The following is a 1,262-nucleotide window of genomic DNA, read 5'->3' on the forward strand; positions in this document are numbered from 1 at the left end:
TGTCCTGCCCGGATAGAGAGGTGACGGACCAGCCCGGATAGATGGGTAACAGTTCTCGCGGTTTTGGCGGGAGGCTGTGCGATGCCGTGGTCGGAGCGGTGCGTCATGGACGAACGGGTGCGCTTTGTCGCCGAGTGGCTTGGGGGCGAGGTTTCCAAGACCGAGCTTTGCGAGGCTTACGGGATCAGTCGGCGTACGGGCTATAAGTGGCTGGAGCGCTATGAGGCCTGCGGTGCGGCGGGGCTGGCGGATCGCTCGCGCGCGCCGCTGTCGCATGGCCGGGCGACGGATGCGGGCCTGGTCGAGAAGATCCTGGACCTGAGGCGGGCGCGGCCGACCTGGGGGCCGCGCAAGATCGTGGCCAAGCTGGAACAGCTGCACCCGGCCCTGGCCTGGCCGTCGCATTCCACGACCCATGAGATCCTCAAGCGGGCGGGACTGGTGTCGGGCCGCCGCCTTCGCCGCCGTCCGCCGCCGCGGTCTCAGGCGCTGATCATCCCCGAGCGGCCCAACCATGTCTGGGCGGTCGACCACAAGGGCTGGATCACCCTGGGCGACGGCCAGCGGTGCGAGCCGCTGACCCTGGCCGACGCCTACAGCCGCTTTTCCCTGGCCATCTCCTCGGGCCCGGGCGTGCAGGAAGCCCAGGCCCGGCCGGTGATGCAGCGCGCCTTCGAGACCTATGGCCTGCCCGAGGTCATGCGCTCGGACAACGGCCCGCCCTTCGCCGCCGCCAGCCCCTCGGGCCTCAGCCGCCTGTCGGTGTGGTGGATCAAGCTGGGCGTGCGTCCCGAGCGCATCCTGCCTGGCAGGCCCCAGGAAAACGGCCGCCTCGAACGCTTCCACCTCACCCTGCTGGAGGCCATGCGACCGGCCGCCGCCGACCGCGCCGCCCAGGCCCAGCGCCTGGAGGCCTTCCGTCACGACTACAACCACGAGCGCCCGCATCAGGCGCTGGGCCAACAGCCGCCGGCCCGCTTCTACAGCCCTTCGCCCCGCCAGATGCCCCGCCGGCCTCCCGAGCCCGACTACCCCGCCGACCGCACCGTCCGCAAGGTCCGCTCCAACGGCCAGATCAAGCTCCAGGGCGACATGGTCCACATCAGCTCCGCCCTCGCCGGCGAGGCCGTCGCCCTCCAGCCCATCGAGCACGGATGGCGCGTCTGGTTCTATCAACAGCCCATCGGCCTCCTCGATCACCGGGGCCAAAAACTGTTACCCATCCAACCGGGCTAAACTGTTACCCATCTATCCGCTGGACA

Annotated in this window: 1 protein-coding gene; it reads left to right on the top strand. The window is 69.9% G+C overall.

Going from position 1 to position 1,262, the window contains the following annotated elements; genetic code table 11:
* Positions 1–105: 105 nt before the first annotated feature.
* On the top strand, positions 106–1,236 hold the full coding sequence (locus tag J2X41_RS25180; RefSeq protein WP_310087333.1) for an IS481 family transposase: 1,131 nt from the start codon (positions 106–108) through the stop codon (positions 1,234–1,236).
* Positions 1,237–1,262: the final 26 nt, after the last annotated feature.

The sequence above is a fragment of the Caulobacter sp. BE254 genome, from assembly GCF_031457295.1.
Taxonomy (GTDB): domain Bacteria; phylum Pseudomonadota; class Alphaproteobacteria; order Caulobacterales; family Caulobacteraceae; genus Caulobacter.

What these genes read in the sequence shown, in the direction of transcription:
- J2X41_RS25180 (WP_310087333.1), top strand. Translation starts at nt 106, where the DNA reads ATGGACGAACGGGTGCGCTTTGTCGCCGAGTGGCTTGGGGGCGAGGTT.